A 25,756-nucleotide genomic window follows, 5' to 3' on the forward strand; every position below is an offset into this window, starting at 1 on the left:
GATCGGCGGGTGGTCTCGACGCCGGACAGCCAGGAGGCGCGCCGCGTCACCATCCAGGACGTGGCACGCGAGGCCGGCGTGTCGGTCTCGGCCGTCTCCAAGGTCGTCCGGGACGCGTACGGCGTCAGCGAGGGTATGCGGGAGAAGGTCACCGCCGCCATCGACGCGCTCGGCTACCGCCCGCACACCGGCGCCCGGGCCATGCGCGGCCGCTCGTACTCCGTCGGCGTGATGCTCACCGAGCTGACCTCGCCGTTCCAGCCGCAGATCATCAACGGCATCACGGCACAGTTCGAGCCGACGCCGTACCAGGAGATCCTGATCGCCGCCGGCACCTCGCCCGACCGGCAGAAGCGCAGCATCGAGGCCTTGATCGACCGGCAGGTCGACGGGCTGATCGTCATCGCGCCCTGGATGGAGCAGGCGTGGCTGGAGAAGCTGGGCGCGAGCCTGCCGACGGTCGTGCTGGCCCGGCATGGCGGCTCCGGCACCTTCGACACGATCGTCGGCGACGACTTCGAGGGCGCCCGCCTCATGGTCGACCGCCTGGTGGCCCTCGGGCACCGGCGCATCGTGCACACCAGCCAGCCCTCGGGCGGCCTGGAACGCCCGTACGTCCTGTCGCACACGCCACGGCTCGACGGCTACGAGGAGACGATGCGAAGGCACGGGCTGGAGCCGGACGTCATCGTCACCAGCTACTCGGAAGAAGGCGGATACGAGGCCGCCCGGCAAGCGCTGGCCCGTCCCATCCCGCCGACCGCCATCTTCGCCGGCGCGGACATCGCCGCGCTGGGCGTGCTGCGCGCGGCCGAGGAACTCGGGCTGCGGGTTCCGGAAGACCTCAGCGTCGCCGGGTACGACAATATCTACATGTCGACGATCGGCCGCATCTCGCTGACCACGATCGACCAGTCGGCCCAGCTCACCGGTTCCCGCAGCGCCCGGTTGCTGCTGGAGCGCATCGACGGCCGCACCCAACCGGTGCACTACCTCATCGCGCCGCGCCTGGTGGCTCGCGACACGACCGCCTGACACCTCCTTGACGATGGCTTCCCATACCGCCTACGCTGTTTTGTAGAACGTTGCACGGACTGGCCGGCAACGACCCTCCGGGGGCAGTGTGCAGCCGTTGACCGGCTGCCCGATCGACAAGGGCCCCCGTGAATTCCGCATGCCGCACCCTGCTCGTGCTCGGCTTCCTCGTCGCGCTCGGGCCGTTCACGGTCGACTTCTACATTCCGGCGTTCCCGCTCGTCCAAGCCGACTTCGGCACGAGCGCAGCCGCCGTGCAGCTCACGCTGACGGCCACCACCATCGGCTTCGCGCTGGGCCAGCTGGCCATCGGCCCGTGGAGCGACAGCATCGGGCGGCGCCGGCCCCTGCTGGTGGCCACCGCCCTGCACGTGGCCGGCAGCCTGGGCGTCGCCGCGGCGCCCACCGTCGAAGTCATGCTCGTCTTCCGGCTGCTGCAGGGCGCCGGAGCCGCCGGCAGCGGCGTCGTGGCCCTGGCCATGGTGCGCGACCTCTTCGACGGTGCCCTGTTCGTGCGGATGGCAGCCCGGCTCGCCGTGGTGACCGGGCTCGCGCCGGTTGTCGCACCTTTCGCCGGTTCGCTGATGCTGAGCCACATGTCCTGGCGAGGCTTGTTCGTCTGCATCGCGCTCTACGGCTTGGCGGTGCTCGCCGTCGCGGCGTTCCTGGTCCGGGAGACGGCCCCGTTGGTGCGGCGAGCGGGGGCGCCGCTCGGGCGTTACCGCGTGCTGGTGACGGATCGCGGCTTCGTCGGCGCCGCCCTCGCCGGTGGTCTGCTGGTCTCCAGCGTCTTCACCTACATGAGTTCGTCGTCGTTCCTCTTCCAGGAGACGTACGGCCTCTCCGCCCAGCGGTACAGCCTGGTCTTCGCGGCGAACGCGGTGGGCTTCGTGATCGGGGCGCAGACGTCAGCGCGGCTCGTCACCCGGATCGGGCCGCGGCGGCTGCTCCGATACGTACTGYCCTCGCTCGGCTTCCTCGGCTTCACCCTGCTGCTCGCGGCATTCGCCGGCGAGAACGTGGTGGTGGTGACCTTCGTGACGGCGCTCTACTTCCTCCTGGCAGGCGCCGTCGGGCCCTGCCTGCAGGTGATCGGCATGGCCCCGCACGGGGAGAGGGCCGGGACCGCCGCCGCGCTGATGGGCGCCGCGAACTTCGGCCTGGCCGGCGCGACCGCGCCGGTGGCCGGACTACTCGGCGTCGGCTCGATCGGCCCGATCGGCCTCGTCATGGGGCTGACCATGACGGTCGCGGTGGTTGTCTTCCGGGTGTTGGCCCGCGACCGGCGCGAAGCGCGGGCCGGGGCGCCTTCGCCGGTCCCTTGACGCGCGATCGGTCGCGTCCGATGGGCGAGCGGGTCGACCTGCTGCTCGCCGAGATGACCCTCGACGAGAAGCTGGGCCGGCTCGGCAGCCGATGGATCTTCGACCACGTCTGGCAACCTGTGGGGTGCCAGAACGCGGCTACCGGTGTTGATGACCTGGGGTTTTAGGCGGCTCGCTCGTATTCGTTGATCAGGCCGCCGAGGACGGGCCGGCGTTTGATCCGCTCCTTCGCCATGTCGGCGACGGGGTGATCGGGCCGGGGCGGTTGAAGGTCGCGGCCGCGGTGGGGTCGTCGTCCGTTGTAGTGGGTCGCGTACTCGGCCAGGACGGTGCGCAGATGCCGTTCGCCGAAGATCAGCATCCGGTCGGTGACCTCGGTCCGGACGGTTCGGACGAACCGTTCCGCGTAGGTGTTCGCCTGGGGAGCCCGAGGTGGGATCTTGACCGTGGTGATGCCGGCGTCGGCGAGGACTGCGTCAAAGGAGGCGGTGAACTGGCCGGCCCGGTCGCGGACCAGGAACCGGAAGTCGGCAGCCCGGTCACCGAGGTCCATGAGAAGGTTCCGGGCTTGTTGGGTGGTCCACGGTCCGTCGGGGTGGGCGGTGACTCCGAGGACGTGGACGGTGCGGGTACCGACTTCCAGGACGAAGAAGCAGTACAACCGCCGCAGCGTCACGGCGCAGTCCACGTGGAAGAAGTCCACGGCCAGCATCGTCGAGGCCTGGGTGCGCAGGAACTGCCGCCAGGTCGTGTCGGTCTGCCGCCTGRGCGCCGGTGGCAACCCGAGGGACGTCAGGACCCGGCGGATCGTGGACGCGCTCACCCGATGGCCGAGCTTGAGGAGCTCACCCTGGATCCGCTGGTACCCCCACGTCGGGTTCTCGGTCGCGAACCGCTCGATGAGGGTGACGATCTCCGCGCTGACCGAAGGTCGGCCCCTCCGCCGCGAGTAGGTCCATTTCCGTGTGATCAGACGGCGGTGCCACCGCAGGACGGTGCCCGGGGTGACCAGCCGGTGGGCTCGCAGCGTCTTGGGCAGGAGTCGGATGAGTGCGGCGAGGACCGCCCGGTCCGCCCAGTCCCATCGGGGCTTGGGCTGGGTACGGCGCAGCACCGCGACCTCATGTCGTAACACGAGCAGCTCGATGTTCTTGGACGCTGACGAACGGCCGAGGAGGACCAGCCAGCCGCACACCCGCACGAAGATCAGGTAGAGCAGGCGAATGGACATACCTGACCATCATGCCGCCGGCCCCGTACGGCCGCATCGCCCCAGCTCACAGACCCAGGCCCACTTCTGGCACCCCACACGATCCGGTCCATGGTCAGCAGGGTCGACAGTCGGTGCACGATGGCGATCACGGCCCGGCTCGCACAGAGGTCCTCCAACGCTTCCTGGACGAGTCGTTCACTCTCGCTGTCGAGAGCGCTGATGGCCTCGTCGAGCACCGGGATGCATGATCGGAGAGATCGATTGCTCCGTCACGACCCCGGCATGTATCCCCCATTTTTGTGGAGCCGACGAGGTAGCCGCCCAAGGCGACGCTGCGCAGAACGTGAAAAAGGGTCCATATGAGGTCCGGTCCGGCGCCTCCCGAACTCCCAAGAACTGGCGGCGTCGGGCCAAGGGCTGCGGTTCACGCTCGTACGCAGCCGGTCTCAGTCTGTGTGAGCAGCCCACTCGGCGCGGCTGATCGCGTAGACGTTGTTCGCCTTCCACGGGCCGACATCAGCGATCTCCCGGAAGGTCATCCCGAGCTTGCGTGCGATYGCGTTCATGCCCGCGTTCTCCTGGTGCGTGACAGTGATCAGTTCGTCGTCGTCGAGCGCTTCGAAGCCGAAGTCGAGCGCTGCCGCGATCGCTTCCGTGCCCAGGCCCTGGCCCCAGTGGTCGCGACGCAGGGAGACTGCGACCTCGACTGCAGGCCAGCCCTCCCCGAAGTAGGTGCCGGCACGACCGAGGAACTCGCCGGCCTGTCGGTCCTCGACGGCCCACATGCCGTGTCGGCGGATGGCCCACATGCCAGTGAGGTGGGTGACCATCCGCTCGGTTGCGGCCATCCCGACGACCCCGCCGAGGTAGCGCATCGTTTCCTCGTCGGCATTCATCGCGGCGTACGGCTCGAGGTCGGATGTTCGCCAGCCACGGAGAACCAGCCGACTGGTGATCACCGTGGGTATCTCGATGAGTGACGGCGCTCCGTAGGTGAGGGTCATACCTGATCTCCTGTTGCTATCGCGAGCCGCGGTCGGGCCTCCCACCGGTCCCAGAAGTCCCGGACCGGTTCGACCTCAGCATGACCCGCGAATCCCGCGGAGACTTCGACGATTCGCGCGGCGGTGGCCGCCGTGGGGCGAGCGTCGAGCAGCTCGACCGCCCGGCTGGCCAACGCGGCGCCTTCGTCGATGACGGGACGGGGCCGGTTGGTGAGGCTCCATGCGAGTGCGAGAAGCGCGCCGCCGTGGTCCTCGAATCCAACGGCCCGGCCGGAGTCGTACTCAGCGACTGCACGGCGGGCGAGTGGTTCGGCCTCGGTGCCGGCACCGATCCGGGCAAGGACGCCGGCGGCGAACATGTCCGCGGTCGCGGCGCTGAACGGGCTGCACCCTGGTTGCACCGGCAGATCGCTCACCGAGGAGTGCATCCGCTCCAGGGCTGCGCGGGCACCATCGGTGTCGCCGAGCGCGCCCAGTGCTCGTGCTTCGTACCCCGCAATCCGCGCCCGGGTGTACTCGTTGTCGGCGAGCTCGGCTGTCTGCTGGGCCGCCGTCGCGGCCTCCTGGTATCTGAGGCCGTAGAACGCGAGGGTGGAGATCATCTCACCGACACTGGCGGTCAGCACGGCATCGTTGATCTGCTCGGCGTGGTCACCGGCGAGGCGGATGAATCTGCGGCTGGTCACCGGGTCGCCCAGGTTGAACGCCAACCGTCCGAGCATGTACGAGGAGTAGCCGGCAACGGCCGTGAGCTTCGCTTGCGAGCGAGCCCGGCCGCCACCACTCCGGAGTAGATCATGCGCGGACTGCCAGGTTGCCCACACAGCGGGCACGAGCTGGTGATGGGGCACGCTCGTGAACACAGCAGCGTGCGCGTTGACCGCGTCCTCGAGCTCCTCCAACGTGAGCACGTCAGGCCCGGAGGTCGTCCACTCCCGGTACGTCTGGGCGGCGACCAGTCCCGCCGCGACCAGCTCGAACGCCTGCCGACGGTTCGCATCCACCGTCTCCTCCTCCCTACGGGGGTCCAGCCCAATGGCGCGGGCCTTCTTCTCCCGGACCGCCTCGGCCCGCAACCGCCGAATGTTCCCCCCGCCTTGCAGCGCAGCCTCGAATGCTTCCGTTAGATCAGGTGACGGTATCTCCTGGCCGAGCATCGCCCGCGAGATCTGCTGCCGTCGGAACCCTGTCCGTGCTGCCAATTTCGAGTTGTCGGTACGTGCGTCAGCCCTGAGTGCGGTGAGCAGCGTGGAGAGCTCGGCGAGAGCGTCGTTCCTCCGACTACCAGCTTGCACCGTCCGCCTCCCGTTATCCCTGTGTCGGGTGACCGCCCGCAGCCGTTGCATGCAAGCCACGGGAAATTGCAGTCTGTTGCACCCTTGGTGCGCAGTGTGTCATGGGACGTGCACGGCGGGGAACACGCCGACCACTCTCCCGGACCAGCAGAGGAGCGCATCGTGCACTCGCCTACGGAAGCTCCTGGCAGGTCCGCCGGCCGGACGCCCGCCACTGGCCACCGCCCCCACCCTGACCCGTCGCCGTCCAGCGCCGTGCGGCGTCCTGGTGTCGGGCCGGGGGCGGTGGTCGGGGTGGGGATGGAGCCGGTCATACCGGCCGTTGACGGTGCTCTCTCCTCACCCCTCCCGATCCGCATCCCACTCACGACCTGGCCGGCGGGGGTCCGGCGCCTGTCCGGCACCGGCCGCGGTCATGTTGTCCGTCCGCTCGGTGGCCGGGCCGGCGCCGCTGAGCAGACGTGGATCGTGGTCGTGCTCGACGCTGAGGGCGATCCGCGGGAGGCCGTGCCCGGCTTCTCCTCGATGGAGGCCGCTGACGCCTACGCGGAGTTCGACCCGGACATCCTCCGCTGGAGGTCCGTGCCGTCCCGTCCCGCTATCCCGGATCGCAAGTCCGGGACCTGAAAACGGGGGCCGCCCTTCCCATACGCGGCCCGTCCACCACCCCGCCCGCGCCCGTGACCAGCTCTCGCGGGGTGGCCCTGACTGCCGCCTGCTCCGGTGCTGACGAGGTCCGTCGGGGCAGGCGGCCCTACCAGGAAGGACCATTGTGTGTGGCCTGCACTCCGCCCCGGATGCCGGCTCGGCGTGGCAGAAGCCGTCGATGCCCCATCCGACAGCGGTGGACGCGGTCGAGGTCACCCAAGGCTCATGCGTAGTGCTTATCCGCTCGTCGCTTGGTCGGATACCGGTCGGGGTGACCCCAGGTGCGTGGGCCGCGTTCGTGGACGCGGTGAAAGCCGGCGAGTACGACCATCGACGACCTCCGGGAACGCCATGAGAGCGCCTAAGATCATCGGCGCCTGTAGTGAAGGACTGTGCTATCGAAGCAGAGTCCTGCCCGGTCGCACCAGCCCCCATCCACTGCTGTCCTTCGAAGCCGCCTTATATCGAACAGCGACGAGCCGATTTACGGGAGTGATATGCGGCTAGGCTACAGCATGTGGGGTTTCCTCGGAAACGGTGTTCTCGACACCCCGGATGGCGCCCGCGCCTACCGAAGATTTTTTGTCGATGGCTTGCGCGCACAGGGCTGCGACATCGCGTTCCTGCAGGAGAACCGGGATTTACTCGAAGCAGACGACGATCTGACGCTCGAATACATCTGGGCGAACGGCTGGCCTCCGCTCGATGGTCTCCTTCTCGAATGGCGATGGCCACTTCCCGGCCGTAACACAACGACATGCGGTTCGGCAGGTCACACCTGCGATCTGCACCGCCAGGCCGCGCTTATAGAACGCTACACCCTTTCCGCGCAGATCCCGACGTTGGTCTGGGATCTCGACAGGCAGCTACCCGATAATGATCCTCTTCGGTCGGCTCCCAATGTCGCGGTCGGCGAGTTCGCGTTGACCCCCTTCCCGGGAGCCCGTCATCTCCCGTGCCCGGTTCCCGACCCTCTCCTCGATGCCGCTGACCCTGAGCTGCTGGCGGCCCGATCGTATTCGCTGCCGCTTGTCTACGTCGGCAATCAGTACGACCGCRACGACCGCTTTGGCCGCTACTTCGCTCCAGCCGCAGCCGTGGTTCGACACCGGGTTGCTGGGAAATGGCCGCGTACCTCGGGATGGGCGCACGTGAACTTCACCGGTCGTGCCCGTTACCAGGAGGTGGAGCAGATCCACCGGGAGGCCCTGGCGACGGTGCTCCTGCTCCCCGAGCGGTATCGGCGGGTGGGGCACATGACGTCACGGTGGTGGGAGGCGCTGCTCGCCGGATGCCTGCCGCTTCTCCCCAGCGACACGTTCGGGGCCGACCGGTACGTACCCAGCGAACTGCAGGTGAGCGACGGGCGGGACGTCGTCGACCGATTGGCATGGCTGCAGTCCATCGCCGGAAGCAGCCGGCACGCTGATCTCATCGCGGAGTGTCTGGCCAGGGTCGAACCATTCCGGTGCTCGGTACAGGTCGAGTCGGCTCTCCGTATCTTCGAGGAGCTTCGATGATCTCCGGGCCGACGTTTCAGTCGTTCGCGCTTGCCTATCGGGCAGTGCTCGCCCACATCAGAGAGACCCCTCGGTACGCAACGAGCACCCGGACAAAGAGCGCGCTGGAGACGACGAACGTCAGTTTCACGATTCGTAATCCGGTCGACCGGACTCCGYACCTTGCGGCACGGCGATCAAACATCATCTTCAATCATGCCGAGGCGCTGTGGTATCTGACCGGCCGTAACGACCTCGACATGATCGCACACTATGCTCCGGTGCTGCGAAACCTCTCCACCGATGGTCAAACGCTGACCGGAACGGCCTACGGCCCCCGCCTGTTCGGCGCCAACGGGCCGGACGGGCGCAKCCAGTTCAACCGTGTGATCGACCTGCTACGAGCAGATCCCGACAGTAAACGTGCGGCCATGATTGTCATGAGGCCGGACGAGCTTGTCGACTCCGGCAATCCTGATGTGGCGTGCACCCTCGGCCTCCAGTTCATGCTGCGCGGCGGAGAACTCCACATGACCGCCTACATGCGCGGGAACGACGCGGTGATCAGCCTCCTCGGTGACACCTTCGCGTTCACCTTCCTCCAGGAACTCGCCGCACTTCAGCTCGGTGTCCAGGTCGGCACCTACACCCACCACGTCGGGTCGATGCACATCAATATCACCGACCTCCCGAAAGTCGACGCGATGCTCGCCGAGCGTGGCGGTCCGACGTTCCCTGCCGCGGTCATGCCCCCGACCACCCGGACGATGCTCGACCAGGTCGTCGGCTGGGAGGAGCAGCTCCGCGCGAACTCCGCGACGTTCACGCCCCGCGAAGGCGCGGGCATGGCCCTGTACTGGCGTCAAGTGGTCGCGCTGTTCGAGGTGCACCGACAGCTCACCCACCACCGCGAGGAACCGGTGACCGCCGAGGCGCTGGCCATGCTCCGCCCAGGACACCGATGGCTCGTCGAGCGACGATGGCCGTCCCGCGTCAGGCCGGGGACAGCGCGATGACGGGCCCGGTCGACTGGGCCGCCTGGTCAGTGATCCTCCTCAAGCCGGACTGCGTCGCCCGCGGCCTCGTCGAGCACGTGCTGACCTGGGTCGCCACGGAGGCCCGCCTCGTTGGCCAAAGGATCGTCACGCCGACGGAGCCGCAGATCTTCACCCACTACGAGGATCTCCTCACCGAACGCCTGGCCCATTTCACCTGGGTCGACGTGCCGGCTGACCTGCGGCGCACCTACGTAGGCCAGCGCGTCGGTATCGCCCTCGCGCACGGCCCGGACGTCGCGCCCCGGCTCCGCCGGCTGATCGGCCACTTCGACCCCTCGCAGGCCGGCCAGGACAGCATCCGCGGCCGATTCGGGAGCGACTCGCTCAGCCGCGCCCAGGCTGAACAGCGGCTGATCAGAAACGTCATTCACACGTCGGACGACCCCGCAGGGGCCCGCCGCGAGTTCGGCATCTGGTACGGCGCCGCCGCCACCCACCTACTTCGCCCCGATACGGCCACGGCCGAAGGAGCACGGACATGACGTCCATCCCGCTGATCGGCAGCCCCGGGCCGGGCACCCTTCAGTACCTTTCCAACGCGGCGAAGGCCGCACTCGACCCGTACATGGCGCAGATCGTGACCAACCGCAAGAGCGGCCTGTCGCTGAACCACATCATCGGCTGCCCGCTCGACTGCGGGTACTGCGTGCGCCACTTCTGGGGCAACTTCGAGCACAAGACACCCCAGATGCTCTGCTCCACCGACGACGCGATCGGCATGCTCCTTGGACACGGGGCGTTCCGCCCGTCGATCACCCCGTTGCAGATCTTCAACAAGGCCACGGACCCGTTCCTGCCCGGAGTCAAACCGCACCTGTTCCAGATCCTCCGCGACCTCGACGCCCGCGGCCTGGACAACCTCGTGCTCATCATCACCCGGTTCACCGTGACCGAGCAGGACATGGCCGAGCTTGAGCAGCTGCGCCACCTACGGGTCACCCTGCTGTTCACCTACTCCGACATCACCGACAGCCGCGTCGAACCGATCTCCAAGAGCGGCCTGACAACCAAGTCGATCGCCACCGCGTGCGCGCACCGAAGCCGAACCCGGGTCGTGCTCTACTGGCGGCCGATCGTGCCCGGCTGGAACGACCAGCCCGACACCATGAACCACGTCCTGACCGTCGGCGCCGACGCCGACGCGATCGTGTTCACCGGCTACTACCACAAGGAACAGAACGCGGCCTACCTGCGCGACCTGGGCGTCGAACTCCCCTACAGCGACGAGGAGTTCCACCGGCGCAAGACCCTGCCCGGCGAGCTCGACGAACGGGTCATCGCGGCCTGGCGGACATCCGGGATCTCCACCCCGCTGTTCAGGAAGACCAGCTGCGGCGTCTCCGCCGCCCACGGCGTCGCCGACTACAACGGGCACTGGGGTGTCCGCGAGCTGTGCGACATCTGCCCGTCCCAGCAGATCACGCTGTGCCGGGACGGGTACCGCCAGCCCACCCCCAAGGAATTCGAGACGGTCCTGGACGAGCTCGGCTACCACTCGAGCTACCTCATCGACGGCGGTCACATCTGGACCCACGGCCTGGGCGAGCAGCGCCGCTACGCCATCCAACACGCCCTCGGATTCCAGATCTGGGAACTCGACCAGCCGCACTTCCTGCACGCGCACGGCCGGTCCCTGACGGGCCACGAGCTCGACCAGGGGCAGAATGCTGGGCTCGCGGAGGTTCGCCGTTCCTTCGGCACCGCGGTGCGGTTCGATAGCGACGACTGAGCCCCGAGGCAGATCGGACAGCCCGTGACCGACGGCCCCTGGCAGGACGCCGCGCTCGTCGCGATCGACCTGGAAGGTAGCGGCGCTCAGGACGGTGAGCGGGAAGCCATCCTCGAAGCCGCAGCCGTTCCGTTGCGCGGCGGCGTCGTGCAGGCCGCAGAGGGCTACTGCTCGGTGGTGAACCCGGGGCGGCGTATCCCGCGCCGCCCCTGGATCTCTCCTGGGTTGACGGACGACGTCCTGGCCGCCGCGCCGCCGCTGAGCACGGTCGAACGGGAGTTGGCGGCGCGGCTGGACGGCCGGATCCTCGTCGGTCACAACGTCGCCGTCGACTGGCGGCTACTCCGGCGCCGCTGCCCGAACCTCCGGCCCGCTGGACTCATCGACACCTTCCGTCTCGCGCGGCGGCTCGGGAAAGGGACGGCGGGCAGCTCGCTCGGAGCGCTCCTCACCCATCACAACCTCGCCGAGCAGGTGAACATGCTGGCCCCCGGAGGGCAGCCACACCGTGCTCTGTGGGACGCCGTCGGCGCCGGCCTGCTCCTCACGGCTCTCGCGCAGCAGGCGGGCGGGCCAACACCGATATCGCTGGGGCAGCTTCGGCATCTCGCCGGGCTACCGCTTGACCCTGCTAGTCCGGCTCGGCCGGCAGGGGAACAAACCGAACTGTTCGGGTAGGCCGGCCGGACAGTCGTCTCGTACCTGCAGCGGGCTGGGTACGGAGCCTGCTCGGCATGCCCGGGAGATGTCTTCCAGGGCTACGCGGATCCGGCACAAGCCTCGTGACCGGCCTGCAGGGGCCGCCGCCGGCGCCTGTGTTCTCGGGGACCGGTGATTCGGCGCAGATCACGTTCCCGGACGCGGCAGCGGTTGAGGGCTGCGGACTGACTGGACCGGTGCCGGCCTCGTCGGAAACACCCCCGGCCTGCTCCGCCAGACCACCCGCTGAGACTCCTGCTTCCTCCTCTGCTGACCACACCGACTGGAAGGATCATCGTTGAACACCGCGACCTCGACCCACGACGCCACCCCCGACGAGCTGCGCGCTGCCATGGTCGACCGGCTCGCCATCTCGGGAGCCGTCCTCACCGGCGCGGTCGAGGACGCGATGCGCACCGTGCCCCGGCACCTGTTCGTGCCCGACGCCGCCCCCAGCGAGGCATACGCGAAGCAGGCCGTCGTCACCAAGCGCGCCCCTGACGGGACGTCCCTCAGCTGCGCGTCCGAGCCCGGGATCGTGGCGATGATGCTGGAGGCGCTCATCGTCCTGCCCGGCCAGCGGATCCTTGAGATCGGGGCCGGCACCGGCTACAACTCCGCCCTCCTCGCGCACCTGACCGGGCCCGGCGGGCACGTCACCACCATCGACATCGACCCCGACGTCACCAGCAGCGCGACCACCGCCCTCGCCGCGACCGGCGTCGAGGACGTCACGGTCATCACCGGGGACGGCGTCTTCGGTGACCCGGACARCCACGTTCACGATCGGCTGATCGCCACGGTAGGCGTCTGGGACATCTCCAGCGCCTGGTGGGACCAGCTCACCCCCGGCGGCCGGCTCGTCCTGCCCCTGCGCTGGCGAGGCCAGACCCGCGCGGTGGCCTTCCGCCGCGACAGCAACCGGATGATCAGCGAGACGGTGGAGCTCTGCGGCTTCGTCCCCATGATCGGACAGGAAGGCGAGCGGACCGCCCCGATCCACCCCGGCGACCTCGTCGCGCTGCACTGGGATCAGGACCAGGCCATCGACCCCGACGCCCTCACCGGCGTACTCGCCCGGAAGCGGACGATCGCCTTGTCCGGCGTCGAGGTCGGACCCTACGACCCCTTCGACGGGATCTGGCTGCGCCTGACCGCCACCGAGCCGGGATGCTGCCGCATCGCGGCCACCCCCGAGGCAGTGAAGTCCGCCCTGTGCGCGCCCGCGACACCCCAGCGCAGCCCAGCCCTCATCAAGGGCGACTCACTCGCCYACCTCAGCCTCGCCCGCAACCACAGCGCGCCCGGCCGTCACATGCTCGGCGTCATCGGCCACGGCCCGAACCGCCACGACCTGACCGACCGGCTGATCGAAGGTATCCACACCTGGAACAGCGACCGGGCAGCGATCCCCACCGTGACGGCCTACCGCGGCCTCGCCGGTCTCGCGCACCAGGCGTCCGGACTGATCCGCAAACCAGACAGCCCTCTCACAATCACATTCTGATACGCGCGGCAGGCCAAAACTCGGCCGCCCAGCCGCCGATGCCGCAGAACACTCCGACGACGCGAGCACATATCCACGCAAGCGACACCGGCTGACATCGCCCGGCCGGCAGCAGCCAGCGGATCCCCCAAAGACCTGAAGTTCGGCACGGGCCCGACCCTGGGACCGATGAAACGCCGGGCCCAGGGCAAATAGCCGCCCGGAGGCGGAAAACCGTGAGGTGGTCCGGTGTCCGCCCCCCGGGCGGGCGCCGGGCCGCCGCACGTGTTTTCCTGCCTCCGGGCGGCGTAGCCTGGCCGACCATCGGAGGGGGCCGCAGGCCGCTGACCTGGGATTTTACCGACCAACTCCCCCTCCGTCCTTAATCGGAGGGAATGCTGGATGGAATATCTGCGGGAATAATGGAGGGTATAACGGAGGGTGGGGGTTTCGATTTAGCCTGCATGACAGGAGGGGGTTCCGGTGCATGCAGCTCGCCGGGTGGCCCGAGGCGAGGACGGTTTCTTGCGCGGCGGCGGGATGGATAGCCTCGCGACAGGCGGTTTTGGCTTGAATTTCCACGCTAGCATTTCCCCCACCCCACATTAAATCATTCCACGCTATTAATGTAAATTTCGGCATGGGTAATCTCAATGACGTGTACGGACCATAGAACACGAGTCTCTGATTTCCGGGGTTGTCCCTGGGGAGCCCATGGCCGGTCTCGATTTTGCCGACGGCGGCCAGCACGGTACGCGGCAACCCGGCTCAGGTAGCCGCCGCAGCGACGCACAGCCACTGGTAGTCGGCGGGCATCTCCTGCACGGCGGCGCGCAGTCCGACGACCAGCCGGCTCACGCGGGGCCGAGCGGGGACCGAGGCCCGAACTGCGGCGCGGGTGGGCGGGGTGTCGGTGCCGGGTCCGTCTCGTGGCGGTCGTCGTGCGGGTCGGGGTCGCCGGACGGGGAGCGGGCGAGGATCGGCGTGCCGTAGCGGGCGGTGAGTCCGTCGAGGTCAGTGCGGGTGGTGGCATGCAGCGGCAGCCACACCCCCCGGGCGGGTGCGAGGTCGGGCGGGTCGGCCGCGGTCGTCGGGGCGGTCAGGGGGGCGGGGGCGGCGGTGACGATGACGACGCCGGCCGGGGTGGCGGCGAGCCTGGCGCGTAGTTCCCGTTCCCGGTAGGCGGACGGCAGCCAGATCAGGACGGGGCTGGTCAGGCCGCTGGAGGCGGCGAGCCTCGTGTAGCCCGGGATCTTGCGGGCGACCTGCGAGAGGGATTCGCTGCCGGTGTCGAACTCGACGAAGAAGTCGAGCCGGCGCTGGCCGGCCTGCCAGGTGCCGTAGCCGTCTGGACGGATCCACTGCCGCCACAGGGCAGCGGCACGCCGTTCGGACCACCAGACGGTCAGTCCTTCGTTGTCGGGGCGGGTGCGGCTGGCATACACCCAGGCGGTGAAGACCGCGTTGACCCCGACAAGGTGACCGAGGCGGGGCGAGCTCACCCAGGCGTGCAGTTTGTCGCGGCGGTAGCCGAGGTCGGCGACACTCTGGCCGCGCTCGGCGGCGAGAATCGCCGCGCCGACCGGCCCGAGCATGTAGTGGTAGGGGCCGGTACCGCGGCCTTGGCCGTAGTAGGGGCGCATCCGGTCGACGGTCTGCAGCCGGTGCAGGGTCGCCAGCCGCATCCGGGCCATCCGGTCGCCGTCGAACGCGAGGCGGGTCAGCTGGTGGCTGGTCAGGACCCGGTGCTCGTGCAGCATCGCGAACATCCACCGATCCCGGCTGGTCATCCGCCCGGCCACTTCCAGCAGCCTCTGCTCGGCACCGCTCACTGGCCGCCTCCCACCAGGGCGGGTCGGAGATCGCGCCCGGCTTCGAGCACGGAGGTGCACCGGCCTGCGGCGACCCGCAACGCGGCGGCGTCGGCCTGATCGATCACGAGGCGGGCCGCCGCCGCCGTCCACGCCGTGTCCTGCTCCGGAGCGCCTTCGGAGCCCTCGGGGGAGGGGCCGCCGGAGGGAGCGCGCGCATCCCCGCCGGAGGGGGACGGCACAGATGCGGACAGCCGGGCCGGCGCCACACCCTGCAGACGGTTCACCTGCAGCAGACGGGCGCCCCTCGGGCTGATCACCTCCCGTCCGGTCGCCTGTGCCAGCAACCGCTGGGCTTCCATCCACGGCCACGGCGGCAGCACTGCCAGCACCGGCAGGTCCATCCCAGAGCTGCGGTAGGACGCCGCCTGCGCCAGGCCGGCCCGGCGCCCACCGAGCACCAATCGGGCTGTGATGCCCCGCGCCCCGACCGGCAGCCCGGCGAAAACATCGATAAAGCCGGGCAGCGCCTCCTCGTCGAGGTCGGTGATATCCCCGCGGTAGACAGGGGCCAGCGCTGCGGCGCTATGACGCAGCACCGGCGTCGCCATCCTCACTGCCGCGGCATTCCACGTGTCCGACTGCCGCGGATGCGGAAGAGACGCCCGCGCAGCGGGCCGGGCCGCCAACGGTGTCTGCGGCCAAGTCACCTCCATCCGCAACTCCCGCAGGCTGAACCACCGGTCGGCCTGCCTCGGGACATCAGCGCCGTTCACCCCCGATCCACCCGGGGATTCCAGCAGCGCCAGGAAGATCTCGGCCCGATCCAACGATGATTCCGCAGCATTATCAGAGTCGTGTAGCACGATGGATGTCTCCCGTCCTTGGAGCCAGCGTTCCGTCGGCTCCAAGGACGCCACACCACATCTGACGGTGATCTGACACTCGTCCACGCCCAGGTAGATGAGGCGCAGGGGCGTCCGGAAGCGACCTGACGGTGATCTGACGGTGATCTGACACATCGCCTCGGAGGACGGGAATGATCAGGTATCAGATCTGTGTCAGATCACCGTCAGACACCCTGGAGTTCACTCGGACTCGAACAGCTACCTCGGCTGCCAGCTGCCGTTCGCCAAGCGGTGTCCGCCGAGATCCTGTTGCGGAGAAACCGAGCTCCCCAGCCTCTGTCCCGCCCGACCTGAGGTGCTGTTGGATCAATCCATTCACCGTCCATCCCACAACCACCCCGAAACCCAAGGGCCCTACCCAGAAGCCACGGCCCGCCCGCACCGTTTCCCACCTCCATCAAGATCGAAAATCTCGCTATCTGCCCAACGATAGTGAAATTCCCACCAACGCTACCGGGAGCCTCGACCGCTCTATATCGCGGTCCACCGCGCTCCATGGTCAGCCGCCGCCTCGGTTGTCCCGCGCTACCGGAACACGCCGCCAAAGTCATCATCGACCATCCGCCCTACCGCCACGCCGCGCACGTTTCTCCGCAATCTCAGCGAGCTCGCGGGGCAACTGCCACCCCGGGCGGGAAGCCTCCTCGCTGTCCATTTCCACCGGTGCGGCGGACGACCTGCTCGTGGACACCGTCACCGCCGGCCGCGCCGCCGCCCGCATCGTCGGCCTGGGCGGCAACCGTCTGATCCCCCTCTCGGCCTCGTCGCCCTCCACAGCGCTCGCGCTGCCCAAGCGTCCGGCGCTCCCTCCACCTCACCGCCCCCGCAGACATCCTTCTTCGCGCGCCCACGACGTAGCCCACCCGCCCCCCTGCCTGCGCTCGGCCAGCAGGCCCGACAACAGGCCTGACCTGGGAGAACGTGATCTGACGGTGATCTGACACAAGTTGCAGACGCAACAACAGTCAGATCACTGTCAGGTTCCTTCGCTCACCATGGGAGCGCAGCGCGGACCCGGTAGATCTCTCCGAGGAGTCCGGCACGGAACCCACCCAGCCCCGTAAGCCCACCCGCCGCCCGGCGCAGGCCCGCCAGGACCCCGCTCCCCGTCAACCAGCGGCGTCCAAAGCACCGCCGACGCCGAAAGCAGGAACGTCAACCCCCGCATTACCTCCTCTGCGCCCAGCCCTCTTCACCACCATGACTCCCCAGCAATTCACCGAGGCCGTTGAAACGCTCGCCGACCTCATCGCACTGAATTTCCCTCCCGACGGGCCCATTTCCCGCCAGGGAGGTCCTCCGGACATTGAGACAATTTGACGACCCCAATACAACGAGCGAAAATCATCGTCGCCGATCCGACGGCACAATCCACAGGAGAGGACCGAGAGAAGCGGATGTTTCAAATACTCCCCCTGCAGCTATCGGGGGCGCACTACCCCCAGGACAAACCCATAATCGGCAACGGCCGGGGAGAAGAATGACCGCGACGAGCTCTGGCCCCCTATGGGGGTCGACGATTCCGCAACCGACTGTCCGGGTGGCGCTTTCCCTCCGGGCCTCGACCGATGAAGAAAACCAGCCCTACTCCCTGGACGGGCAGGAAGCTGGACTGAGGAAGTTCGTCGCGAGTCAACMAGGCTGGACTATCGTCAAGATTTATCGCGACCGTAAGTCTGGCGCCACCATGGACCGCCCTGGGCTGCTCCAGGCAATATCGGATGCCCGAGCCCACCGCTACGACGTACTTCTCGTCTACCGGGTCGACCGCATCGCCCGCTCCCTACGGGTCCTCTGCCAGATCGTCGACGAACTCGACAAGACAGGCGTCACCTTCAGATCCGCCACCGAGCCGTTCGATACATCCACCCACATCGGGCGCATGCTGATGCAGATCCTCGGCATGTTCGCCGAATTCGAACGCGCCGCCATGATCGACCGCATCCGCAAGGCACTGCGCGCGAAGTCAGCCAAGGGCGGATGGCACGCCGGCAGGACCCCATACGGCTACACCGTGGACGAGAACAAACTCTTCCTCGTCCCCGTACCCGACCAAGCACTCGTCATCGAGGAAATCTTCCACCTGTACACCCGACGCCATCTCGGCAGCAAGGCAATCGCGAACCACCTCAACGAGAAGGGACTGCGGACCCGCGACGGAGGACTCTGGTCCGACCGCTACATCACGACCCTGCTCCGGAACCGCGTCTACACCGGGGAGATCCACTACGACGATTCCTGGCACCCAGCCCCGCACACACCTCTGGTCGACAGCGACACCTTCGCCAAGGCCACGAAGATCCTCGACGCCCGATCAAGAGATCACACGCTGCGCGCCTCGAACCCCGCCGAGTACGAACTCACCGGCCGCATCGTCTGCGACCGCTGCAACGCCGCCTACACCGGAGCCCTCGCCCACGGACGATCCCGCGAGTACCGCTACTACATCTGCCACAACCGGCAACGCTTCGGCAAGAGCCGCTGCGACAACGACCGACTGCCCGCGGAGGCCCTCGAGGACGCCGTCCTCAACGCCCTCATCAAGGTCTACAACAGCTCGGCGATCTTCGACGCCGCCATCGCCGCCCACCAGGCCAGAACTGCGGAACCCAAGGAAGACCACGGCGAACACCTCGCCCGGCTGGAAAACCAGATCAACGCGATCCGCGGCAAGATCCGCAAGTACCAGACCGCGTTCGAAGAGGGCACCATGCCCGAGGACGCCTGCGGAGAACGCATCCGAGACCTCGCAACACAGCTCGGCCAGGTCCAGGACGAACGCGACAAGATCAAAATCGAGATGGTGGAGGAACCGCCCGATCCCGTGCCACTCGCGAAGATCGGCGACATCCAAGGTCTCATCTTGACCTTGCTGGCGGAAGCCCCGGCGAAAGAGGGCGGCAAGCCCCTGCGCAGGGCAGTCCTACACACGCTGACCGAAGAAATCCGTGTAAGATCAAGGTCGGACATCACGCCGACGTTCCGCATTCCCGACCAGGACGCGGTTCGGGTTGTCCCAGATCCTGTGGGCAGGGGCGGGGTCGAACCGCCGACCTTCCGCTTTTCAGGCGGACGCTCGTACCGACTGAGCTACCTGCCCATATCTTGCTCTGTGTTGCCGATAACGCGGTCCCGACGGGATTCGAACCCGCGACCTCCGCCTTGACAGGGCGGCGTGAACTCCAGACTTCACCACGGGACCATGTGTCTATCTTCAGTTGTCGCTCTGGCCATCCTGAGTGGTCGTGCTACTCGCAGTGGACCAAGCCGGCTGGTCGTGCCCGGCTGCTCAGGAACTGGAGGTCATGCTACAGGACGATGCGACCCATCCGGGCTGTGGGGGGCAGGAAGTTTTCCTCGATACATGATCGATCGGCCCGCCATGATCCTCGGTACGCACAGGGCCCCGGGCGAGGCCGCTCGCGGCCGCCCTCAGACGGGTCCATCGCGGCGCCTTCCCTCCAGCGGACTCCAGCCGGCGCGCCTGTCCGGCCTGGTCTCGAGGAGTCGAAGATCATGGATGATCATCCGCGGAGCGCGTCCTTGATCCCGTGGACGCCCGCTCCCGTGTGCGCGGTGGCGTAGCAGGCGCCCGTGGCCGAGCCCGGGTCCAAGGACGGCGGTCTCCGGCCGAGCGGCGGATGCCCTGTCGTCTAGGTGACTGGTGTGCGGTCAAAGTCCGCGATAGACCACAATCGGTGAGGTTGCCCGATCGGCCCACTGCCCCGGAGACGGGTGAGGTCATGACATCCGAGCGTTCGGAGCGCGGCGGACCGCACGGTTCCGGTGAGGGTTCGCCGGGCGCCGCGTCCCGGCCGGACCAGCGGACCCCTCGGACGGCGGCCGGGACCGCGGCGGAGATGCGTACGCCGCCGCTGGTCGAGTCCCAGGCTGCGCCCACCCAGATCATCGACGGATACCCGTCGAAGCCACCGGCCGGCGTCCCGCCGGCCGGTGTGTACTCGACGGCCTGCCCGTACCCGGGGCTGCGCGGCTTCGACGAGTCGAGTGAGCAGTGGTTCTTCGGGCGTGAGCGGATGGTCGCCGACCTGGTGGCGAGGGTTTCCTCGGAGGCGTCGAGGGTGGGGCCGCTGGTGCTCGTCGGCGCCTCGGGGTCGGGGAAGTCGTCACTGCTGCGTGCCGGGCTCCTGCCCGCCCTCGCACGCGGAGCGCTTCCCGGCTCGCGTGGCTGGCCACGGCTGGTGATGACACCGGGCGAGCACCCGCTCGAGGCGCTCGTCCAGCGTGTCGTCGAGGCGACCGGGATGCCGACGATGGCGCGGATGCTGGGTGACAGCCTGCGCCGGGAGCCGGAGCGGCTCAGCGAGATCGTCCGTGAGCTGCTCGCCGCGCGCGCCACGCCTCGGTCTGCCCCAGAGGACGGCGAGACCACGATCCGCCGCGGCCCACGAAACGACGCCACCACGCTCTACAGGCCAGGCAACCCTCACGAGCCAACCGATCCCCGCGAGCCGCGGATGGTGATCGCGGTCGACCAGTTCGAGGAGGTTTTCACGCTCTGCGCGGACCAGGCCGAGCGGGAGGCCTTCGTCCGGGCCCTGTGCGCGACCGCGGCGGGCAGTGCGGCCGTCGTGATCGGCCTGCGGGCGGACTTCTACGGGGCGTGCGCCTCCTTCCCCGAGCTCGTCGAGGTCCTGCAGGTCAATCAGGTGGTGGTCGGGCCTATGGCGGCCGCCGACATCCGCGAGATCGTGGTGAATCCGGCTCGTGCCGCAGGTGGGGACGTCGAGCCCGGGCTTGTCGAGCTTGTCCTGCGCGATCTCGGCGCCGCCGCCGGCACGGGGATCACCGGAAGCGACCAGGGCACCGGCCACGGCAGCAGTCGCAGCCCCGAGCTCGTCTCCAACCTCAGCTCCGGGTTCGTGGCTGATCCGGGCTCGCTGCCACTGCTCGCCCACGCGCTGCGCGCGACCTGGTTCGCCCGTGCGGGCGAGGCGCTCACCGTCGCCGATTATCTGCGCGTCGGCGGGCTGACCGGGGCCATCGCCCAGACCGCCGAGGCGGCCTACACGAGTCTGGATGGGGCCGCCCAGCAGGCCGTCCGACCGCTACTGATGCGCATGATCCGGCTTGGTGAGAACGGCGCGGACACCCGGCGGCGGGTGCGGCGGGCAACGCTGCTCGCGGAGGTGCCGGGGCCGGAGTCGGCGACCGTCCTGGATGCGCTGGTAGCCGCGCGTCTCGTCGAGGCCGATGCCGACGGGGATCAGGACGGTCTGCAGATCGCGCACGAGGCGTTGCTGCGTTCCTGGCCACGGCTGCGCGAGTGGATGGACATGGACCGCGCCGGCGCCGTGGCGTTGCAGCAGCTGCGCGACGCCGCTGAGGTGTGGGAGCGGGGCGGGCGGGATCCGTCCTACCTTTTCGCCGGTTCGCGTCTCGCCGCGGCCCGCGACTGGATGGACGACGACCTGGACGTCGATGCGACGACCAGGCAGTTCTTCGACGAGAGTGTCCGCGCGGAGGCCGAGCAGCAGCGGGCGGCGGCGCGTCGGACCCGTAGGCTGCGCCAGCTCGCGGCGGCGCTGGCCGTCCTGCTGCTCGTCGCCGCGTCGCTGGCGGGTCTGACGTTCCAGCAGAGCACCTCGTCGGGGCGGGCTCGGGACCGGGCGCTCTCGCAGCGGATCGCGACGCAGGCGGAGGCCGCCCGACGGGACAATCCGGCGCTGGCCGCCCAGCTCAGCCTGGTCGCGCTGCGCACGGCGGACACGCCGGAGGCACGCGGGGCCGTCCTGTCGTCGTTCAACGGCGGCAGCGGGGTGCCCACGCGGTACCAGGCGCACACCAAGTCGGTCGGCACGGTGGCCTACAGCCGGGACGGTCGCCTGCTGGCGACGGGCAGCGACGACTGGACGGCCGCGGTCTGGGACGCGACCGATCCGCGGCGGCTCACGCCACTCGCACGCATCCCGGACGAACGCGGTGGCGGGCATGGCAGGGCGGTGAAGGCGGTGGCCTTCAACCGGGATGGGACGGTGCTGGCGACCGGCGGCGCCGACGGGCTGGCCAAGCTGTGGGACATCACCGACCGGGCCAGGCCGCGTCTGCTGGCGACCCTGCCGAAGGCGGATTCGGAGGTCTACGGCCTGGCGTTCGACCCGACGTCTGATCGTCTCGCCGTCGGTGGCTACGGGAAGTCGGCGTTCATCTACGACGTCTCGGATCCGGCGCGCCCGGTGAAGGAGGGGCAGCTCTTCCTGCACCTGGCGCAGGTGGTGGCGCTGGAGTTCAGCCCGGACGGCGCGTTCCTGATCGCCGGGGACGAGGGCGGTTCCGCCCTGCTGTGGTCGGTCGATGATCCGAGCGGTCCGCGGCCGCTCAAGGTGCTCGTCGAGGACGGCGGCCCGAGCGCGGACGGCGCGGGCCCGATCCGGTCGGTCACCTTCGGCGGCGACGGCCACACGGTCTACACCGCCGGGAACGGCGGCTACGTCCGCAAGTTCTCCGGGCCGGATCTGCCGCGTCTGGAGTACGACGGCCGGGCGGGCAGCGGGGACGCGCCGATCACCGGCCTCGCCGTGGACCCGGTCAGCGGCCTGGTCGGCGTGGGCGGGTTCCGGTACGTCGGAGTTCCGATTTTCGATGTGGACGTCGACCAGTACAGCCTGACCTTCCTCGACGAGGGCGCCACGGTCTGGGATGTGGCCTTCAGCCCGGACGGCCGCCGGCTCGCGTCGGTCTCGGTGGACGGCTCGCTGCGGATCTGGGAGATGCCCGGCCCGGCGCTGATCGGACGCGACGGCACGCAGGAGGACGCCGTCGTGAACCCGGTCACCGGCATCGTGGCGATCACCACCGACAAGGCGGTCGAGCTGTGGGACGTCGATGATCCCTACGCGCCCCGCCGGCTGCACGTGCTCACCGACGTGACCGTGGACGAGTTCGACCCGACGGGCTCGTCGGCCTTCAGCCCGGACGGGAACGTGCTTGCCGTGGGCACGGGCAAGAACATCGTCTTCTACGACGTCCGCGACCCCGCGAAGCCGTCCCGGATCTCGGACGTGCCGGGGCCGGCCGGGGGCACCGCGGAGCTGTTGTTCAGCCCGGACGGGAGGACCCTGGTGCTCGGCGGTCTGAACTCCCCGCCGGAACCGGCGTTCCAGGCCAGGGTCGAGACCTGGGACGTCACCGATCTCTCCCGGCCGCGGCGGCTCGCGTCGCTGATCGCGCACCGCTCGTCCGTCCGTGACCTGAGTTTCTCCCCGGACGGCCGAATCCTGGTGAGTGCGGCCGAACGCTCGGTGAAGCTCTGGGACGTGACGGACCCGCGTCGGCTCCGGCTGGTCTCGGAGCTGCCCGAGTTCCCGGGCGGGGTCTGGGAGGTGCGCTTCTCCCCCGACGGCAGGACGCTCGCGGCCGGCGGGGCGAACCCGTTCGCGACGCTGTGGGACGTGACCCGCCTGGACGCGCCGCGCCAGATCGCGGACCTGCCGGGCCATTCGACGTCCGTGACCAGCGTCGCGTTCAGCCCGGACGGCACGCAGCTCGCCACCGGCAGCAACGACAACACCGTGCAGGTCTGGGACGTTACGGAACGCGACTCCCCGACGCTCGTCGAGAAGCTCGCGCGCTCGGCCGGCAGTGAGGCCGGTATCGGGGAGATCCTCTACACCCTGGATGGCAAGAAGCTGGTCGGTGTGATCTTCACCGTGCCCGCGGTGGTGTGGGACCTTGATGTCGACCGGGTGCGGGCCCGGATCTGCGAGCGGGCGGGGGTGGGCATCACGGCCGCGGAGTGGCGCCGTTTCCTACCGGATCTGCCCTACGATCCGGTCTGTGGGTGATTGTTCCGCCGCCTCGGCGGCGTCGGCGGCCAGTCTGATGTGATCGTCGACCGCGCGCACATCGAGGCGGCGCTGCCCGGCTACGAGGTCGGCGACCTGATCGGGACGGGCGGGTTCGGCCTGGTGTTCGCCGCCCGGCACGTCCGGCTCGAGCGGCCGGCCGCGATCAAGATCCTGGTACCGGAGATGGCCGACTCCGAGTCGGAGCTCGGGGTGGGCCGGGAGGTCTTCGCCGCGGAGGCGCGCCTGCTCGCCCGGCTCACGCATCCGCACATCGTCCGCGTCTTCGACTACGTCGAACGGCGCGACCTCTGCATGATCGTCATGGAGCTCTGCGCTGGCGGGACGCTGCGCGCCCGCGCCTCGCGCGGGCTGGCGATGGCGGAGGTGGTCGCGTTCGGCCTGGCGATGGCCACCGCGCTGGACGCGGCGCACCGCAGCCAGGTGATCCACCGCGACATCAAGCCCGACAACGTGCTCTTCACCTCCGACCACACCCTGAAGATCACGGACTTCGGCATCGCGAAGATCGTCGAGACGACGACGGGCCGCGGCAACACGATCGTCGGCACACCCGTCTACATGGCGCCAGAGCAGTTCACCGGAGCCCCGCTGCGGCCGGCGACCGACCTGTACGCGCTCGGGACGGTCCTCTACGAGCTGCTGTCGGGGCAGACACCGTTCTCCCGCCGGCTCTCCCCCGTAGAGCTCGCGGAGCAGCACCTGCGCGGCTTCCGGCCGCCGCCACCCGGATCGACGCCGCCGGCGATCGGCGGGGTCGTGGTACGGGCGCTCGACCCCGACCCGGCGCGACGCCAGCAGAGTGCGCTCGACTTCGCGCTCGAGCTCGCCGCCGCGGCCGCGCGGGATTTCGGCCCCGGCTGGCTGTCGGCCTGCCCCGTCCCGGTCCATCTGCCGGACGTCGTCCTCATCGCCGCGACCGCGTCGACTCACGCCGGACCGGCGTCGACTCACGCCGGACCAGCGTCAGCGCACGCTGGACCGGCGTCAGCACAGGCCGGACCCGACACCGTCGCACCCGCCGACACCGCCGCCTCCCCCGACGCAACCGCCCCCATCCAGGGCCCCGTCCTTCTACCCAGGGGCCGGGACACCGCGGCGGGCCGGGAAACCAGCACCGCGGACTCACCCCTCACCCGGCGCCAAGGCCTGCTGCGGCGGTGGGCGGGACGGCRCTCGCCCCGTGACGAGCAACCCGCGACCGGCCCGCCGGGGCGGGACGGCCGTCCCGCCCCGGCGGGCCGCGCCGTCGTGCACCTGCGAGTGGAGAGCCCGTTCGCGCTGGCGGTCGCCCCGGACGGCGCACTGTACGTCTCACAACCGCTGGCGCACCAGGTCCTGCGCGTCGACGCCGCGGACGCCGCGCCCGGCACGACCAAAGGCGKAACCCCCCGGCCGACAGCATCCCGGGTGACGGCGTTCCAGGTAACGGCGTCCCAGACCGTGGTGGCCGGGACGGGCAAGGCCGGGCGGGCCGGGGACGGTGGCCCCGCCACCGCCGCGGAGCTGGACAATCCAGCCGGCCTCGCGGTGACCGAGGACGGCGCCCTGCTGATCGCGGACTGCTTCAACGACCGCATCCGCCGGGTCGACCCGGACGGGACGATCACCACCGTGCCGACGCCCGCAGCGCTGCGCCGGCCACGCGCGGTGACGACCGGCCCCGGCGGCGTCCTCCTCATCGCGGACACCGACAGCCACCGGGTCTGGCGGCTCGGGCCGGGTGAGACGGCACGGGTGATCGCCGGCACCGCCGAACCGGGTTACTCCGGCGACGGCGGGCCGGCCACGCGGGCCGCGATCGGACGTCCACAGTCTCTCGCGGTGGACGGCGCGGGGCGCCTACTCATCGCCGACCCGGACCAGCGGCGGATCCGGCGCGTCGACCACGCGGGACGCATCGGGACCATGGCCGGCACGGCGTACGGCGGTCGGCCCGCGGCCGATGGCGCACCGGCGACCGGCACCGACGTGGGCACCCCGACCGGGCTCGCGGTCGGGCCTGACGGCACCGTCTACCTGGCTGATCCCGCCGGGGACCGGGTGCTGGCGATCCACCCGGACGGCAGGGTCGCCGTCGCCGCGGCGCGGTCGGGCGAGGTGCCCGTGCTCGATCCGAAGCAGGTCGCCGTGGGTCCCGACGGGACGCTTTACATCGCTCAGCCGGGCCGGCACCGGATAACCGCTGTGGCCCCTGCGTACCTCCCGCGCTTCTGACTG

General features: G+C 69.4%; 18 protein-coding genes, 2 tRNA genes and 2 pseudogenes. 14 read left to right on the forward strand and 8 right to left on the reverse strand.

Annotation, left to right across the window (positions count from 1 at the left end):
• Positions 1 to 9 precede the first annotated feature (9 nt).
• The 3 genes from BBK14_RS14130 (at position 10) to BBK14_RS38280 (ending at position 2,527) form a co-directional block, all read left to right on the forward strand.
• Positions 10 to 1,035 carry a LacI family DNA-binding transcriptional regulator gene (locus BBK14_RS14130; protein ID WP_012157877.1) on the forward strand — a complete coding sequence of 342 codons (1,026 nt, stop codon included), beginning with the start codon at positions 10 to 12 and terminating at the stop codon, positions 1,033 to 1,035.
• A gap of 128 nt (positions 1,036 to 1,163) precedes the next feature.
• On the forward strand, positions 1,164 to 2,360 hold the full coding sequence (locus BBK14_RS14135) for a multidrug effflux MFS transporter (protein WP_071062712.1): 1,197 nt from the start codon (positions 1,164 to 1,166) through the stop codon (positions 2,358 to 2,360).
• 20 nt (positions 2,361 to 2,380) lie between these two features.
• Complete coding sequence (locus tag BBK14_RS38280; protein WP_157904267.1) at positions 2,381 to 2,527, forward strand: hypothetical protein; 147 nt, start codon at positions 2,381 to 2,383, stop codon at positions 2,525 to 2,527.
• Here BBK14_RS38280 and BBK14_RS14140 read toward each other — a convergent pair.
• The 4 genes and pseudogenes from BBK14_RS14140 to BBK14_RS14150 form a co-directional block, all read right to left on the reverse strand.
• Positions 2,524 to 3,591, reverse strand: coding sequence for an integrase core domain-containing protein (locus tag BBK14_RS14140; RefSeq protein WP_071062714.1), 1,068 nt, complete (start codon positions 3,589 to 3,591; stop codon positions 2,524 to 2,526). The genes BBK14_RS38280 and BBK14_RS14140 overlap by 4 nt on opposite strands.
• Positions 3,567 to 3,815 (reverse strand): annotated as a pseudogene (locus BBK14_RS42205) (hypothetical protein); the annotation flags it as partial. The gene BBK14_RS14140 and the pseudogene BBK14_RS42205, both read right to left, overlap by 25 nt.
• 204 nt (positions 3,816 to 4,019) lie before the next feature.
• Positions 4,020 to 4,577 carry a GNAT family N-acetyltransferase gene (locus tag BBK14_RS14145; protein ID WP_071062716.1) on the reverse strand — a complete coding sequence of 186 codons (558 nt, stop codon included), beginning with the start codon at positions 4,575 to 4,577 and terminating at the stop codon, positions 4,020 to 4,022.
• Positions 4,574 to 5,581: an NsdA family TPR-like regulatory protein gene (locus tag BBK14_RS14150; RefSeq protein ID WP_241831475.1), complete on the reverse strand. Its 1,008-nt coding sequence runs from the start codon at positions 5,579 to 5,581 to the stop codon at positions 4,574 to 4,576. Before BBK14_RS14150 ends, BBK14_RS14145 begins: the two co-directional genes overlap by 4 nt.
• Positions 5,582 to 6,166: 585 nt before the next feature.
• On the opposite strand from BBK14_RS14150, the gene BBK14_RS14155 reads away from it, so the two are divergent.
• The 8 genes from BBK14_RS14155 (at position 6,167) to fxlM (ending at position 13,012) form a co-directional block, all read left to right on the forward strand.
• Positions 6,167 to 6,499 (forward strand): hypothetical protein, encoded by a 333-nt coding sequence (locus BBK14_RS14155; protein ID WP_131802302.1) that lies wholly within the window; start codon positions 6,167 to 6,169, stop codon positions 6,497 to 6,499.
• A 199-nt stretch (positions 6,500 to 6,698) separates the two neighbouring features.
• On the forward strand, positions 6,699 to 6,875 hold the full coding sequence (locus tag BBK14_RS35260) for a DUF397 domain-containing protein (protein WP_083390943.1): 177 nt from the start codon (positions 6,699 to 6,701) through the stop codon (positions 6,873 to 6,875).
• A 160-nt stretch (positions 6,876 to 7,035) separates the two neighbouring features.
• Positions 7,036 to 8,040, forward strand: coding sequence for a hypothetical protein (locus tag BBK14_RS14160; protein ID WP_198541274.1), 1,005 nt, complete (start codon positions 7,036 to 7,038; stop codon positions 8,038 to 8,040).
• A complete protein-coding gene (locus BBK14_RS14165) occupies positions 8,037 to 9,035 on the forward strand; it encodes a thymidylate synthase (RefSeq protein WP_071062723.1) in 999 nt (332 codons plus the stop codon). The genes BBK14_RS14160 and BBK14_RS14165 overlap by 4 nt, the downstream gene beginning before the upstream one ends.
• Positions 9,032 to 9,559: a nucleoside-diphosphate kinase gene (locus BBK14_RS14170; RefSeq protein WP_083390944.1), complete on the forward strand. Its 528-nt coding sequence runs from the start codon at positions 9,032 to 9,034 to the stop codon at positions 9,557 to 9,559. The genes BBK14_RS14165 and BBK14_RS14170 overlap by 4 nt, the downstream gene beginning before the upstream one ends.
• Positions 9,556 to 10,806 carry a radical SAM protein gene (locus tag BBK14_RS14175; RefSeq protein WP_083390937.1) on the forward strand — a complete coding sequence of 417 codons (1,251 nt, stop codon included), beginning with the start codon at positions 9,556 to 9,558 and terminating at the stop codon, positions 10,804 to 10,806. The genes BBK14_RS14170 and BBK14_RS14175 overlap by 4 nt, the downstream gene beginning before the upstream one ends.
• Positions 10,807 to 10,830: 24 nt before the next feature.
• Positions 10,831 to 11,484, forward strand: a complete 654-nt coding sequence (locus tag BBK14_RS14180) for a 3'-5' exonuclease (RefSeq protein ID WP_071062728.1) — start codon at positions 10,831 to 10,833, stop codon at positions 11,482 to 11,484.
• Positions 11,485 to 11,803: 319 nt separating this feature from the next.
• Complete coding sequence (fxlM, locus tag BBK14_RS14185; protein WP_071062730.1) at positions 11,804 to 13,012, forward strand: methyltransferase, FxLD system; 1,209 nt, start codon at positions 11,804 to 11,806, stop codon at positions 13,010 to 13,012.
• Between the two features lie 833 nt (positions 13,013 to 13,845).
• Here fxlM and BBK14_RS14190 read toward each other — a convergent pair.
• Positions 13,846 to 14,823 (reverse strand): replication-relaxation family protein, encoded by a 978-nt coding sequence (locus tag BBK14_RS14190; protein ID WP_071062732.1) that lies wholly within the window; start codon positions 14,821 to 14,823, stop codon positions 13,846 to 13,848.
• Entirely contained in the window at positions 14,820 to 15,413 is a 594-nt protein-coding gene (locus BBK14_RS14195) for a hypothetical protein (protein ID WP_131802304.1), read from the reverse strand. Before BBK14_RS14195 ends, BBK14_RS14190 begins: the two co-directional genes overlap by 4 nt.
• Before the next feature lie 1,777 nt (positions 15,414 to 17,190).
• On the opposite strand from BBK14_RS14195, the pseudogene BBK14_RS42210 reads away from it, so the two are divergent.
• Positions 17,191 to 18,189, forward strand: a pseudogene (locus BBK14_RS42210) (recombinase family protein); the annotation flags it as partial.
• A 547-nt stretch (positions 18,190 to 18,736) separates the two neighbouring features.
• Here the strand turns inward: BBK14_RS42210 and BBK14_RS14210 are convergent.
• Together BBK14_RS14210 and BBK14_RS14215 are read right to left on the reverse strand one after the other, a co-directional pair.
• Positions 18,737 to 18,810: transfer RNA gene (locus tag BBK14_RS14210), tRNA-Phe, on the reverse strand.
• A gap of 27 nt (positions 18,811 to 18,837) precedes the next feature.
• Positions 18,838 to 18,912 (reverse strand) — tRNA-Asp (locus BBK14_RS14215).
• A 541-nt stretch (positions 18,913 to 19,453) separates the two neighbouring features.
• On the opposite strand from BBK14_RS14215, the gene BBK14_RS14220 reads away from it, so the two are divergent.
• Together BBK14_RS14220 and BBK14_RS14225 are read left to right on the forward strand one after the other, a co-directional pair.
• Complete coding sequence (locus tag BBK14_RS14220) at positions 19,454 to 23,515, forward strand: nSTAND1 domain-containing NTPase (protein WP_071062739.1); 4,062 nt, start codon at positions 19,454 to 19,456, stop codon at positions 23,513 to 23,515.
• Positions 23,516 to 25,753: a serine/threonine-protein kinase gene (locus BBK14_RS14225; protein WP_071062741.1), complete on the forward strand. Its 2,238-nt coding sequence runs from the start codon at positions 23,516 to 23,518 to the stop codon at positions 25,751 to 25,753.
• Positions 25,754 to 25,756: the final 3 nt, after the last annotated feature.

Origin of the sequence: Parafrankia soli, from assembly GCF_001854695.1 — a bacterium.
GTDB classification, from domain to species: domain Bacteria; phylum Actinomycetota; class Actinomycetes; order Frankiales; family Frankiaceae; genus Parafrankia; species Parafrankia soli.